Origin of the sequence: Lysinibacillus sp. YS11 (genome assembly GCF_002896375.1) — a bacterium.
Classification (GTDB): Bacteria; Bacillota; Bacilli; order Bacillales_A; family Planococcaceae; genus Lysinibacillus; species Lysinibacillus capsici.
Genome location: NZ_CP026007.1, coordinates 3,704,648 through 3,718,139, shown reverse-complemented (window position 1 = coordinate 3,718,139; position 13,492 = coordinate 3,704,648). Strand labels below are relative to the sequence as shown.

Below are 13,492 nucleotides of genomic sequence, written 5' to 3'. Positions count from 1 at the left end.
TTATTAATGTCTAAATAATACAAAACATAAAGAGATGGAATAAGCTCCTTTCTTTGTGTTTTGTATTATTCTATTTTGATTATATGGAAAATGAGTTTTTAGTTTTGACTATAGTATTTCATTAAAAAATCTGTTTCTAGTTGCATTTCTTTATTTAAAGTTCTTTCTACCTCCATTAACCAACCTTTATAGCGGCGCGAAAAATCAACCTTGCGAAAAGTAAAGGGATATAAGTTTTCTAACATTTCATTTTTAATAATATCTAACACAAACTCAATCTCTAAATCCCCAGGTAAATCTAAGACAAATACTTTATAATGTGTTCCTCTTTCAGCATTGAAGCCTTCTCTAATAGAGTCTTTACGTAACCCTCTCCCTTCAATTTTACGTCTCCATGCTCCAATTGCTTCTTTTAAACGATATGTTTCAATTTTTAATAAGCGTTCCAAAGAATTAATTTTTTTTTCTAGTTCTACAATTTGTTCATTTTCTTCATGTTGATTTCGTATTTTAACCACATCCTTTGATATTTTAAAACATTATATCTGCAAAAAACGATATTACTAGAGTAATTACAAATTTTATTCAGCTAAATAAATTCGTGTAACATCCTCACGGTTGTGACCAATTAATTTAGAGACTGCTAATCGTGCATCTCCTTCTGTATAACCTTTTTCAATAAATAATTCATATTGTTCTTTTGCATAGGCATGTCTAAAACTATGCATTGTAATTTCAACACCCTTTGGCCGAGTGTTGAGTGGGTCTAATACTTTTTGGCGATTATTCCTAATAAAATCTTGCACACGTTGAATTACTTGATGAGCTTTCTCATCTCGCAAAACAAAAAGTTTCTCTCCGCGATTGACCTGTTGCATTGCATCTTGTAAAACGCTAAAGGATTGTGTTTGTAAGGGAATTTGTCGTATTAGACCACCTTTTCCTTTAACAGTTAGAAAGCCTTCACGTAATGCTTTTTCAGCATCCACACGGCTTAGTCTAACCGCTTCATGTACACGTAAGCCTTGTTCACGACACAGCATAATAATAAGTGCGAGGGAAGAAGAATTAGATTGTTGTGCCAATGTTACTAAGGCTTGATATTCCAGTTCGGTAGGACGACGATCAACTCCACCAAAGCGCCTTCTTTCTAAATGGAATTCATTATAATTTTCGCTTAAAATTTGATTGCTACTCAGCTGATAACGAGGATTAGGGATTTGATCATGAAAATATCTGATAGCAGCTAAATCATTTTTAATTGTAGAAGCGGATTTGCCCTCGCTTTGTCGTTCACTTACATAATCTACGAGATGCTTATTTTGAATGTTGGCAAGTACTTTTAAATTATAGTTGTCCGCTACGAAGCGGCAAAATAAGTCCATATGATTGTAGTATTGAGGTAGAGTTTTATTCACACTAACTCCTTTTGCATGTCTAGCAATTTTATTTAATTGCAACATCAAGTTTAAATAGCCTCCTTTATTGCTCACATCTTCATTAGTAGATATGGCCACACGAATTTCTCTTTCTGTTTTAATCCATCCTCGATTTCCGATAACAAGCATTCCTTTCTTCATAGCTGTATAAAAAAGGGCAGACCCCACCCATATATGAAATTAGCTTATCTTTATGAAATTTATATAGTGGGATATAGAAAAAGCCCGCCATAGTAAGCGTCCTTTTCTTATAATACATACTGTCTATATGGTCTTATAAAATTTCATAACGATATTAAAAGTGTTAAGTAATACATTTGCACAACTTTAAGCAATGATGCTTAACGCTAATTTAGCGGGTGCAGCTCACTTATGCTTACTCTAAAGTAAGATTCATTTTAAAAATGAGAAGTGAGGTCAATGTCCGCAGACAAAAAATCCAATGACTGAATGTAACAAGTAACCTACTTTAAAAAGTAGTCGCTAATGCACTTGGCGATATTTCTATCACTCCTGCCCATTGAGTGTTAGCTCCTTATATTTTTAGGTGTACTATCACCATTTAATATTTATCTCCAAGCTAAATTTGAGATAAGTTTTTGAAACAACTGGTTTCGAGCAACAGCTATGTGATCCAGACCAAATCAGAGGTAGGCAACAGCACGATCTGATATTGGATATTTTCTTTATATAAAACGCTGTGTTGATTCTGTTAGAGTAAAAAATCAGCGTATCTTTTTTGCTCTATACTACAAAGATTAATGGGATAAAAATCCTAGTCATAAGGAAGAATTAGATTGTTCGGTATATGGACTAATCTCATAAAAGAGAATGAGGATATTTTTGAGGGATGTTCAATAAAATTGAATTTTTATTAGTTAATAAAAATAAAAATTATAAATAACTTTTTTATCAGTCGAATAGACCGTTTGGAATTTTTGATATATAAAAATAAATGAAAAAGAGATGTTTTATATATGTTAGCAGATGGTTTTTTATATTTGAATAGATAGAAGGAGAAGTTAGATGAAAAATTAATTTTTTTGCATTAGTATTTAATATGACTATGTCATTATATCAAATATCTTAATTTTATAAATGATAACCATTCATAGTAACCAAAGGGAGGAACAAGATTATTTATGAAAGTGTCAGAGAATTTAATATTCCCTTTATTGGAAGAAAGCTCAGGAAGAGATAGAGAAATAAAACAATTTGGTATAAAAAAAGTGGAAGAAGTTATTTATCATCATCTATTTTTAAATAAAGACCATAGACAATTAGATAAAGAACTATTAGGTAAGATAGATGGTACTACTAAGGGAAGAATATCTGCAAATATCCTTTATTATTATGGAATTAAAGGAAAAAATAATAAAAATAGAGCAATCTACCGTGGTATTTTTCATGGTATATCTTTACTAGATGCAGTAGAATATTTAGAAAATCTCATAGTTCAGGAACCCTCACGTAGAGATATTGTAAATATAATAAAGATCCTTAACCATTTGAAGAATAGTTTAGACAGAGAAGAAGGTGATAAAGACTATTCATATCTAGAAGAAATAGATGAGTATTTAAAAGAAGTTTTAAAAGATAATGTAGAGAAAACCATAAATATTGTTGACCAAGTGAAGCAACCGAATTTCTATGAAAATATCCTAGATAAAAAAAGTGGTTATAGAAGAAACCCTAAAATTGCAACAGAGTCTATATTAGTAGCTGATTTTAAATGTGAGGTTAGTGAAGACCACAATACTTTTATTTCGAAAAAGTACAATAAACCATATATGGAAGCTCATCATATTGTTCCAATGAAGTTTCAATATAAATTTCCTAATACAAGTTTAGATACTCATGCTAATATTGTGGCTATATGTCCTAATTGTCATAGGTTAATACATCATGCAACTGAATTAGAATATGAAAGGATATTAGATTTACTGTTAAATAAGAGAATAACTAGATTATCTAACTGTGGAATAGATATTGATATTAATACTTTACTTCTTATGTATAAGGAATAATAAATTTGCAACTGAATGAGTGCCAACTTTGCCAAGATTAATACATTTAATTCATTTTTATATTTCTTGTTGACCTAAACATTTACATAATGCTATTGGAAATGCAAATAGAAAATTTAACTCGTAGTAGCAGTTGAAGTTTTAGAGTCTTGGAATTTTTCCCGGTTAAACAAAGAGAATTTAATAAACTAAAAGTTTTATATTTGAAGTAATGAGGGGTGCTTTGTGGAACAAAGCACAGAAAATTGTAATCAAATTTTGTTATAAAATCAAAAACTTAATTAAAAAGACTTCATTTAAATCAATTTATACAAAATGGAGTCTTTTTAATTGTTATTAAAGTAAGAAGTTATTATTTTTAAGAAGACATAGCAGTAGTGAGCTATATATCATCAAAATACTTTATTTTGAAATTCTCATTCCTCGATAGTTGATTTAATAATTCCTTATCGAACTCGTTGTTGATCGGATTGTTAATGTAAACAAAATCAATTTCGGATAAGGGAGAACTTAGTAAATCCATTAATTGAATACTTTCTTTATTCCTATCAATAAATACACCTTTAATTGAATGGTGAATTTCTAATAATTGTATCAATCTCTTGATATCGAGAATAGCATGTTCTGAAGATTCATTTCCATCTTTTTGATAGTAAATTGCAACATTTGCCACTTGTATCACACTTTCCTTGAGGATTGTAAAAAAGTAACTATATTATTTTAACATATAATACAACTCAAAGTAATGATTTTTTGTTATAATTGGTTTATAAGAACAAGTTGAAAGGAGATTATAAATATGTTATATCGTTTTATTGACTTGTTCGCTGGTATCGGTGGAATAAGGTTAGCATTTGAAGAGTATGGGCAATGTGTATTTTCTTGCGAATGGGATGTAAAAGCACAGGAAACTTACTATGCAAACTTTGGAGAAACACCTGTAGGAGATATTCGCTCTGTAAATGAAAAAGACATCCCAGATCATGAGATATTACTTGCAGGATTTCCTTGCCAACCGTTTAGTATTGCAGGGGTATCTAAAAAGAACAGTTTAGGTCGACAACACGGATTCCTTGATGAAACTCAAGGGACTTTGTTTTTTGACATAGCCCGAATTATAAAAGAAAAACAACCAAAGGCCTTCTTACTTGAGAATGTGAAAAATCTACGAAGTCATGATAAAGGTAAAACGTTCAAAGTGATTAAGAATGTTCTAGAAAATGAATTGGGCTATACAATTTATGACGAAGTTTTGAATGCTAAGGGTCTTGTACCTCAAAACAGAGAGCGTATATATATAGTAGGTTTTAAAAAACCTTTGAAATTTGATTTTCCAATAATTCCTAGTAAAGGTCCTGCATTAAAAACAATACTAGAGGATACTTTTGATGATAAATACACCCTTTCAGATAAATTGTGGGAGTATCTACAAGCATATAAAGCAAAGCACGAAGCAAAAGGTAATGGATTCGGTTATGGACTTGCTGATTTAGATTCTTATAGCAGAACATTGTCGGCTCGTTATTATAAAGATGGTTCTGAAATATTAATACCACAGGAAGGGAAAAATCCAAGAAGATTAACACCAACTGAATGTGCCCGCTTGCAAGGATTTCCGGATACATTTAAAATTGTAGTGAGTAATACTGCGGCTTATAAACAATTTGGCAATAGTGTAGCAGTTCCAGTTGTCCGATTAATTGCTGAAAAGATGATTCAAGCAATTGAAAAGGATGAACTACTACAAGTTGAGAGGAAAAAGGTGTTGACGCATGCAGGAAAATGAAATATTAATGAATGCAATTGAAGTGGCTAATAGAAATGGTCACTTTTTTTGTAAGTTTATTTCGGCAAATGATGTTGGGATTAACGGAGCACATCAAGAAGGAATTTATCTAAATAAGAACTCGTGGAGTATGTTTTTTGATATTCCAATGCCTACAACAGGAATTTTAGATAGAAAAGTAAAAATACACATTGATGATTGGAAAACTTTTGAAAGTAGAATAGTGTATTATACTTCAAAAAAAGAATTCCGTATAACTCAATTTTGGACAAATACACCATATGAAAAACAAGAAGTAGTTGGTGCCTTGATTGTATTTATACCTGTTTCTCCAGAGGACTATAAAGTATATCTATTTAATACTGAACAAGAAATCGAGGATTTTATTGATACCTTTTCACTTTCACTTATTAACAATTTTTCAGTTTACAGAACAGATACAGGGCAAAAATTAGAGGTTTTTCCAACATTAGAAGATCGAGTTAATGAATTAATTAGAGGCATTGAAATGTTTCCAACAACGGCTGTAATGTCTCAAATATCTAGAGATGTATTTATGGAGTTTTCCAAAAAGAAAAAAATTACTCCTGACACAGACTTGTTGGATTGGGTAGATACAGAATATACAGTCTTTAGATTATTAGAAAGACATATTTATAGAGATAAGTTGGTTAAACCATTCTTAGATATTGAACCGCTTCTTGAGTTTGCAAATACTGCCTTAAATAGAAGGAAAAGTCGTGCAGGGAGATCGTTAGAACATCATATTAATTTTATCTTTTCTTCAATTGGATTACCTTTTGATAACCCTGGAAAAACAGAAGGAAAAAAGAAGCCGGACTTTCTTTTACCTTCTACAAAAGAATATAAGGATGAGAGCTATCCAGATGATAAACTCATTATGCTTGGGGCAAAGACTACTTGCAAGGATAGATGGAGACAGGTATTAAATGAGGCAAATAGAATTCCACATAAACATCTTTTAACGTTGCAACAAGGGATATCAAAGAATCAAATGGACGAAATGCATCAAGAGAATTTAACTCTTGTGGTTCCAAAGCCGTTACATAAATTTTATCCTAAAGAATATCAAGAGCGTTTATGGACATTAGATAGATTCATACGGTTTGCTCATGAGAAATATAATGTTTGAGGCCTTTTAAGGCCTTTTTTCTTTACTAGGTATTATGAAATATTATATTTTAATTTAATTTTATAAAAATAAATAAGGTTCAACACCGTATCTGTTCTTGAAAGAAAAAATTACATGGATTGAAGAGGTATGGCTATGGCGGGAATAGGACTTGGAAGCCCACCGTGATGAGGAGATCGAAGTCATACACCGGAAAATATCAAAAATGTAGTAATGAAAAATCAGCATCTGTTTTTGTAGAGAGAAAAATAAAGGCGGTTAAATTTTAAAATTTATTTTACAGTAATAGAAAAAGCAATGGCACAAACTACCATTGCTTTAGATTTTACTTTTTCTTTAATGAATAATATCTAGGGTTTAAATCATCAATAAAAGATGATATCTTTTTAGTTGCCACTAGCAGTAATGTCTTCTTTGCCCTAGTCATTGCAACATATAGCTTCTTTCGTTCTCGAGAGATAAAACTTTCTTCCTCTTCTCCTTCAGGAATAGGAGAGAAGGGTAGCTTTCCTTTTCTTAGATCTGTAATAATCACATGATCAAATTCCAATCCTTTTGATGATTGGAACGTAATTAGTTTTACCCCTGGTGAAAGAATGTCAGCTTTATCTTCTTTCACTCGATATACAGGAATACCTTTTGCATCTAGTATTTCTTTGATTTTATCTAAGCTATCGTGGGATTGTGCAATAATGCCAATGGTGTCTTCTGGATAAGAGCTTCTAATAGTCTTTACATGTTCTAAAATATGTTTCTGTTCACTTTGTAGATCATTGCAAATGCACAGTTCAGGTACTTTTCCTATTACATCAGGTTCATTTGCTACTGTAAAATCTTTATCTTCTATATAGTATTTATCATGAGATTGAAAATCATTTGCTAGTCTTACAATTTGTTTCGTTGATCTAAATGTTTGTTTAAGTAGCTGGCTTCTGTTACCGATTACTGTTATTCCAGCACTTTTCCAAGTAAAAGTACGACGGAAAATTTGTTGGCCCTTGTCTGCAGCAATTGTTAAACTTTTTTTTGCAATAGATTTAATAGCTTTTAATTGCATTGTGTGTAAATCTTGTGCTTCGTCTATTAAAATATGATCGGGTCTTAAACGATCAGGTATTTTGTTGACTTTTTGTATAATAATTCTTGCTAAGTCATCACCGTCAATCCCTTGATATTTGTAATGATTGATTAATAACTCATTATACTTTTCTAAAATATCATAAATTGTTTCTCTATTCTCTTTGGTAACTTTAACATCTTGCCCTCTACCAGCGCGTTTAATTCCGAGATACTCTTCCCTAGATGTTATACCGTGACCTTTAATCCACTCGATTTCATCTGAGAGAAAATCTAAAAGTGCTCTTTGACTTTCTTTCTTTAGATTTGGAAATGAGGCATTGTAATTTTTTTCTTTGTTCACAATGTTTTTTGCAAATTTGATAGCCTCTTTTCTTTGATCCCCCAAAATTAATCGGGTGTGTGGATAATCTGTTTCCTCAAGCAACTGTTGCCCCCATTGGTGAAAAGTTTTAGCATCAAGAGGTGTCGCATTCAGTTTATCCGAAAGTTGTCTTACATAATTTGAAAGTACACGACTATAGGTTAATACTAGAATGGAATCCTTTGGGGATTTTTCTTTTAAAAATTGAGCTCTAGCTAGAAGGATTGTTGATTTTCCACTTCCAGGTATTCCTTGAATAAGTAGATCGCCTACTGGATCAAATTTTACACACTGTCTTTGTTGATTTGTTAATTCCAATGTATTATGATTCAATTTTTACACTCCTAAAATAAGTTCATTAAATCTCTTAATTCTTTTTGACGAGCTAGCTCGTCACTTTTTAGTTGTCTTGTTGTTTCGTCAATAATTTCTTTATCTAGTGCATTAAAGCCTTCGTTCTTTTCTTCTTCAATTTTACTATGGAAAAAAATATGATTTACCTCTGAAGCTAAACATTTATCTAGGAAGCTTTCAAATACAATTCCCCTTTGACCTAGAATATAAAGCTCATTTTTTGCCCTTGTTAATGCAACATATAGTAACCTCTTTTCTTCATCTAAATCAGGTTGGCTACTATGTGGGAATTCACCATCGCCTAAATATAAGACAAATACAACTGGAAACTCTTGACCTTTTGCATCATGAACTGTTTTAACCATGACAGATTGTTCTTGTGTACCCAACGAAGGGGATTCAGCTATTTCTACTAAAAAATCTATTAAATCATCTGTATCATAAGCACCTTGTTTAACGCAATCAGTAATGAATTGTATTAATTCTAGTGAGACACCCTGCTTTTCTAATGTAGATATAACTTCATTTAATGGCTCGTCTTCATAATCTTCCCGAACTTTTAATACCATATCAATTAATATCTGGTTTTGTTCATTTGATATTTTATTTTCATTAAATGGAATTCCATTTTCCTTTAGCTGTTCAATCACCTTATTTGCTTGTGGTGAGTATTCAGAGTTTTTTCTATAAAGTATACAAATATCTGAGTAAGAAAAATTCGTATCTTTTATTAGGTTATTAATGGTTTCAGCAATATAATATGCACTTAATTCAATAGAATGTGTTTCTACCGCTACTGGTTTGTATCCAATACGTTCCTCAGAAACTACGATTTTATCTTCCTTGATAAAGTCATTAGAAAGTTTAACAATTTCGTTAGTTGAACGATAATTTTTTTTTAATTGTACTATGTTAGTAGGTGAGATCTTATTACATGTCTCTATAAACCGATCCATATTCTCACTATTTGAACCGTTGAACGTGTAGATTGTCTGATTTTTATCACCTACAACTGTAATTGAAGTACGCTCGTTTTTTAGGTTAAAAAGTAATTCTTCTTGGGCAAGCGAGGTGTCTTGGTACTCATCAACAAAAATATGTTCAAATAAAGTTGTCATTTTTTTATATGTTACTTGTTTGAGCGAAAGAATACGATTAGCTTCGGTTATTAAACCTTGGTAGTCTGTTACATTTTTAATTTTTTCAATTTTGTATATACGTTGCCAAAATTTAATTAAATCTTTTGCAAGGATACGAATTCTTCCATGACTATAGGTTTTTATATGAAAATAGTCATCTTGCATCATCTCATTCCAATGAGATAATGCTCGTTTATCTGATTTACTACCTTGCCGAACCAAATTGTATGCATGTGATAAAACATTATTGACTAATTCGCGATCATTATATTCAGTACATAAGTCTTTAGTAAGCCCAGGATCTAATTGAATAAATTCTTCAGTATCAATTCTACTAAAGTTTTCTCTGAAACGTGATTCATTGTAATGTATCGCATTTTTAATAAGTTTATGTGCTAAGCTATGGAACGTTAAAATATTTGGTTTTCCGCCATAACCAAGTATTGTCGTAAATTCTTCAAGTTTATTTAATAACTGGCTTTTTGCCGATCTAGAGAAGGAAATTCCTAAGATATTATCTGTGTCGACACCAAGCTCAGTTTGGGTATACAGTATTTTAGCTGCAAGAGTAGTAGTTTTTCCTGTACCTGGTCCAGCTATAATTTGTGTGAAACGAGAGGTTGAAGTAACTGCTAATTGTTGTTCAGGATTCAAACTGAATAAATTTTTTTCCATATCCCGATACCTTTCTTGGTAAATATTTAGTTAAATAGTCTAGATTATTTGTAACAGATAAACATATTTTAACAGATAATGTTTTGTTCGTGTGATAATTTTTGGTAATATTGAATTAGAATGATTAGGAAGGATGGGTGGAAATGAGTGTTCGTAATGTAAGGAGTAGACTAATCGATCGTTTAAGATATGAATTAGTTGGCCCTGAGAATGAAATCGAAGTAATTCAAAATAAGCCATTACAAAAATATTTAGCAGGTATTCTATGGCCAATGAAGTCTAGTATAGTGTCAGAAGAGGATGAGATAGATAATACTCATGGAAGAGAGGTTTCTAAAGAAACTTTTGAAACCACTGTACCTTTGGCTAAAGCAATGAATCCATCTGCAATAGGGGTTTCATTTCTAGTAGATAAAAACAACCCAATCATTAGTGTAGATGTAAGGTTAGGAATGTACGAAGAGATAGGGGAAGATAATTGGTCTAGAATCCCATTTGAAGTAAATGGTTTTGCTATTGATTTAACAGAAAATTTAGGAGAAAAAAGGACGAAAAGAATCCCTAAAAAAAATAAAGCAGTTTCTGAAAATACAAATGAATTGATTCAATTAGAGTGGATTGTTCGCCCATTTAAAAATAGTTATGCAATAAGTCTTTTTTTAGTAAATCGTTACATTCAAGAAGTAGACGAACATAATATTGATCATCTTTGTGTATTCCAACCTAAAATTATCATCAAAAGTCAAGATGCACTTTCATTTATGGTTAGAAATGCATTTTCAAATAATGAGAAAGAATTTCAAGATGAGGATACAAAATCAAATACGCTTTTATATAGAAACGAAGGAGTTTATGCAGTGGGGCATAGTGTTTCTGTATTTTGGAAGGAGGTAAATCATAAGACAAAACGAGCAGGATATTTAGAAACAGAAATTATTCCGGCTTATGAAATTCCAATGGTTATACCTCCTGATTGGGATGAAGGAGGTACACTTGATATGAAAAAGCTGGGGGAAATGCAAACAAGTGAAGAAGTAGAAAATGCATTAAACCCACTTTTGGAAAAATATCAAGAATGGATTGATGAAAGAAAAGAAGAGGTTAAAGAAGAGATTGGGGAAGAATATAGGGGTACAGCAAATTTACATATTAAAAATTGCCAAATTTCTTTAGAGCGAATGAAAAAAGGCCTCAAACAATTAAAAAATACTAATGTATTAAGAGCTTTCTTATTTGCAAATCAAGTTATGGCAAAACAGAGGGCACATTCTGAAGCAATTGAAAAAAATTGTTCACTTGAAAAAGTAAAAGTTGAATGGAGACCATTCCAAATTGCATTTTTCCTTCAAAATATAGAGGGAGTTATTAACCCAGAATCAAAGGATCGAGAAATTGCAGATCTACTTTGGTTTCCAACAGGGGGTGGAAAAACAGAAGCATATCTTGGATTAGCTGCATTTACCATTGGTTATAGAAGATTAATGTGTGTTCAAAATTATCGAACAGATGTTGGAGTTTCAGTCATTATGAGATATACACTTCGTTTGCTAACGATACAACAATTTCAAAGAGCAACTACCATGATTTGTGCCTGTGAGGAGATTAGAAGAAAAGATCAACAATTATGGGGGGAGAAACCATTTAAAATTGGGCTTTGGGTAGGAGATAACAGTGTTCCTAACAAATATGATGATGCAAGTGAAGTGATAAAAGCCAAAGTAGATGAAATATTAAGAAAATCTTCAGGATATATAAGACAATTTAAAGGGACTCCAATTCAATTAGTAACTTGTCCGTGGTGTGGACACAAACTTGTAGATGAAAAAGATCCTGTATTTTTGAAATCATATAAAAATAAAGATAAACAAAGAAGAGTCTTAATTTATTGTCCAAGTGATAACTGTAGTTTTAATAAGAAAAATTCAATAAATGAAGGATTACCTGTATTAGTAACAGATGAAGAAATTTATAGATTATTACCAGAAATGGTAATAGGGACGGTTGATAAATTTGCTCGAATGCCATGGGAGCCAAAAATACAAAATTTATTTGGGAGAGTGAAGGGAGAAGTAAAAAACTGGGGCTTTGTATCAAGCGGAAATTTGAAAGAGGAATTAAAACAAGTTAAAAATGTAGCTGGAGATATAAATATTATTAATGATAAACCAGTTCATCCACCAAACTTAATTATTCAAGATGAATTACATTTAATTTCAGGACCTTTAGGTACAATGGTCGGCTTATATGAAACAGCTGTAGATTATTTATCATCAGTTGAAGTAAATGGGGAAAAAGTTGGCCCAAAAGTAATAGCTTCCACGGCAACTATTAAAAATGCTCATCGCCAAATAGAAGGACTTTACACTAGAAGTACACAAGTATTCCCAAGTCCAGGATTAACACATGAAGATTCTTTTTTTGCTAAGCAAAGACCTTTAGAAGAAATGTCAGGCCGGATTTATGTTGGATTATTTGCTCCAGGAAAAAGTATGAAAACATCCCAACTTAGAGCATATGCGAATTTGTTATCCAGTGTAACAAATATGGCACCAGATGAGGATCCAAATGATATTGATCCATACCAAACATTAGTAGGCTATTACAATAGTATTCGAGAACTTGGCGGGGCAGTCCGATTAATTGAGGATGATGTACCTGCTAGGATGAAAACACTTCAAAATCAATTTAATGAAGAAAATACTTATCAGTTCACAATTCGAGAATTGGATAGAGATGTCCCTGAATTAACCAGCCGTATTGATTCAGGGAAAATCCCAGAGCTGTTGGCAAGGTTACAACAACGCTATCATGAGAAAGGTGACAACCTACAACCAGTGGATGTTTTACTAGCAAGTAACATGATTTCTGTTGGAGTGGACGTTGCTAGGTTAGGCTTAATGGTTGTAAACGGACAACCAAAAACAACAGCAGAATATATTCAATCTTCAAGCCGTGTTGGACGTAAACACCCAGGGTTAATTATAACCCTATACAACTGGGCAAGACCTCGGGATATATCCCACTATGAAGAATTTTATGCCTATCATGCCGCTCTTTATCGCTATGTAGAGCCTATTAGTGTTACTCCATTTGCATCAAGAGCGCGTGACAGAGGAATAGCTGCAGTTTTTGTTGCAATGTTAAGATTGGGTAATCCAGAGCTTTCTGATAATAACGCTGCCAATAATCTTTCAAAAGTAAATACTTTTTCAAAAGAAGTCATAAATACATTTGTTACTAGAGCAGAAAAAATGAAAATTCCTAAAGAAGAAATAAAAAAACACTTACAAGATATACTTGAGGAATGGGAAGAAGCCACTGAAAAAAGTAAAATCGTTTACAATAAATTTAAACCAGAAAATGAAACGAATTTATTGTATCCAATTGGATTAGATCCTTCGAAAGGAATATTCAAAACACCTAATTCAATGCGAGATGTAGAATCAACTGCGGGAATTTATATAAGAAAGGATTGAGT

The 13,492-nt window shown here is 31.9% G+C and carries 9 protein-coding genes; 4 read left to right on the top strand and 5 right to left on the bottom strand.

From position 1 onward, the window contains the following. Positions 1–98: 98 nt before the first annotated feature. Together LBYS11_RS18660 and LBYS11_RS18655 are read right to left on the bottom strand one after the other, a co-directional pair. The gene (locus LBYS11_RS18660; RefSeq protein WP_103118770.1) at positions 99–518 is read right to left on the bottom strand and encodes a hypothetical protein; all 420 of its coding nucleotides are present in this window, start codon (positions 516–518) and stop codon (positions 99–101) included. A gap of 63 nt (positions 519–581) precedes the next feature. After that, a complete protein-coding gene (locus LBYS11_RS18655; protein ID WP_103118769.1) occupies positions 582–1,580 on the bottom strand; it encodes a tyrosine-type recombinase/integrase in 999 nt (332 codons plus the stop codon). A 1,001-nt stretch (positions 1,581–2,581) separates the two neighbouring features. Here LBYS11_RS18655 and LBYS11_RS18650 point away from each other — a divergent pair. After that, positions 2,582–3,466 (top strand): HNH endonuclease, encoded by an 885-nt coding sequence (locus LBYS11_RS18650; protein ID WP_103118768.1) that lies wholly within the window; start codon positions 2,582–2,584, stop codon positions 3,464–3,466. A gap of 382 nt (positions 3,467–3,848) precedes the next feature. Here the strand turns inward: LBYS11_RS18650 and LBYS11_RS18645 are convergent, their stop codons facing one another. Then, positions 3,849–4,139: a hypothetical protein gene (locus tag LBYS11_RS18645; protein ID WP_103118767.1), complete on the bottom strand. Its 291-nt coding sequence runs from the start codon at positions 4,137–4,139 to the stop codon at positions 3,849–3,851. Positions 4,140–4,265: 126 nt separating this feature from the next. Between LBYS11_RS18645 and dcm the strand changes: the two genes are divergently transcribed. Next, the gene (gene dcm / locus LBYS11_RS18640; protein ID WP_103118766.1) at positions 4,266–5,252 is read left to right on the top strand and encodes a DNA (cytosine-5-)-methyltransferase; all 987 of its coding nucleotides are present in this window, start codon (positions 4,266–4,268) and stop codon (positions 5,250–5,252) included. After that, positions 5,239–6,405, top strand: a complete 1,167-nt coding sequence (locus LBYS11_RS18635) for a type II restriction endonuclease (protein ID WP_103118765.1) — start codon at positions 5,239–5,241, stop codon at positions 6,403–6,405. Before dcm ends, LBYS11_RS18635 begins: the two co-directional genes overlap by 14 nt. A gap of 325 nt (positions 6,406–6,730) precedes the next feature. Here LBYS11_RS18635 and LBYS11_RS18630 read toward each other — a convergent pair whose 3' ends face one another. Both LBYS11_RS18630 and LBYS11_RS18625 read right to left on the bottom strand, forming a co-directional pair. Next, positions 6,731–8,179 (bottom strand): 3'-5' exonuclease, encoded by a 1,449-nt coding sequence (locus tag LBYS11_RS18630; protein WP_103118764.1) that lies wholly within the window; start codon positions 8,177–8,179, stop codon positions 6,731–6,733. Between the two features lie 11 nt (positions 8,180–8,190). Beyond that, positions 8,191–10,014: an ATP-dependent helicase gene (locus LBYS11_RS18625; RefSeq protein WP_103118763.1), complete on the bottom strand. Its 1,824-nt coding sequence runs from the start codon at positions 10,012–10,014 to the stop codon at positions 8,191–8,193. Between the two features lie 143 nt (positions 10,015–10,157). Between LBYS11_RS18625 and drmA the strand changes: the two genes are divergently transcribed. Next, the gene (gene drmA / locus LBYS11_RS18620; RefSeq protein ID WP_103118762.1) at positions 10,158–13,490 is read left to right on the top strand and encodes a DISARM system helicase DrmA; all 3,333 of its coding nucleotides are present in this window, start codon (positions 10,158–10,160) and stop codon (positions 13,488–13,490) included. The last annotated feature ends 2 nt before the right edge of the window (positions 13,491–13,492 follow it).

What these genes read in the sequence shown, in the direction of transcription:
- LBYS11_RS18635 (WP_103118765.1), top strand. Translation starts at nt 5,239, where the DNA reads ATGCAGGAAAATGAAATATTAATGAATGCAATTGAAGTGGCTAATAGA.
- LBYS11_RS18650 (WP_103118768.1), top strand. Translation starts at nt 2,582, where the DNA reads ATGAAAGTGTCAGAGAATTTAATATTCCCTTTATTGGAAGAAAGCTCA.
- drmA (WP_103118762.1), top strand. Translation starts at nt 10,158, where the DNA reads ATGAGTGTTCGTAATGTAAGGAGTAGACTAATCGATCGTTTAAGATAT.
- LBYS11_RS18625 (WP_103118763.1), bottom strand. Translation starts at nt 10,014, where the DNA reads ATGGAAAAAAATTTATTCAGTTTGAATCCTGAACAACAATTAGCAGTT.
- LBYS11_RS18655 (WP_103118769.1), bottom strand. Translation starts at nt 1,580, where the DNA reads ATGAAGAAAGGAATGCTTGTTATCGGAAATCGAGGATGGATTAAAACA.
- dcm (WP_103118766.1), top strand. Translation starts at nt 4,266, where the DNA reads ATGTTATATCGTTTTATTGACTTGTTCGCTGGTATCGGTGGAATAAGG.